We start from the raw sequence: 533 nt of genomic DNA, 5'->3' as shown, positions 1-533 counted from the left end.
CTCGAAGGTGTCGCCGATACGTGGAATCTTACCGTGGCGCTCAGAGGCTGCTACAGTGCTGCGGTCTTCCCGGCGAACCGAGAAGATACCATTGGATTTATTGAAGTGTAAGCGCATGGTTTATGCTCCTTTAGGTGGCTCGTCGTTCATCGACCACACGATAGCCGCGAGGATGAACACGATGATTAGAATCAGATTGATGGACATATTGTTGTCTCCTATAGTGCTGCCTAATTACATCTTAACGGTAGGGTCTTCCTCGGTGCCACGCCATTTGTCGAACGATGGGTGACGAAGAGAGCCATCTGGAGTTTCCTCCATGTACTTGATTTGGCACGCCCAGCCAATATACGCCTGAGTGTCTCCGTTCAGTTCCTGAGTTAGTACCGCAGAGGTGAACTCCTCCATAAGTGCCTGAGAGATGTTATTAGCGGACACCACGCGGCCAGACTCAAGGAGAACCTCGAAGCCACTCACCTTGCCCTCGTTGGCTAGACCGGGACCTCCCCCGCTGAGTCCAACAACCCCCCCAT

Annotated in this window: 2 protein-coding genes; both read right to left on the bottom strand. The window is 52.9% G+C overall.

The features are described from left to right. A partial coding sequence (locus HGP29_RS29165) for a BC10 family protein (RefSeq protein WP_168885855.1) occupies positions 1 to 117 on the bottom strand: 117 nt, incomplete at its 3' end. A 117-nt stretch (positions 118 to 234) separates the two neighbouring features. Further along, positions 235 to 533, bottom strand: a 299-nt coding sequence (locus tag HGP29_RS28600) for a hypothetical protein (protein WP_211093484.1), incomplete at its 5' end; no start/stop codon positions are given.

The organism is Flammeovirga agarivorans (genome assembly GCF_012641475.1).
GTDB lineage: Bacteria > Bacteroidota > Bacteroidia > Cytophagales > Flammeovirgaceae > Flammeovirga > Flammeovirga agarivorans.
The sequence above is the reverse complement of the archived record's forward strand: the minus strand, read 5'-3'. Positions and strand labels throughout refer to the sequence as shown.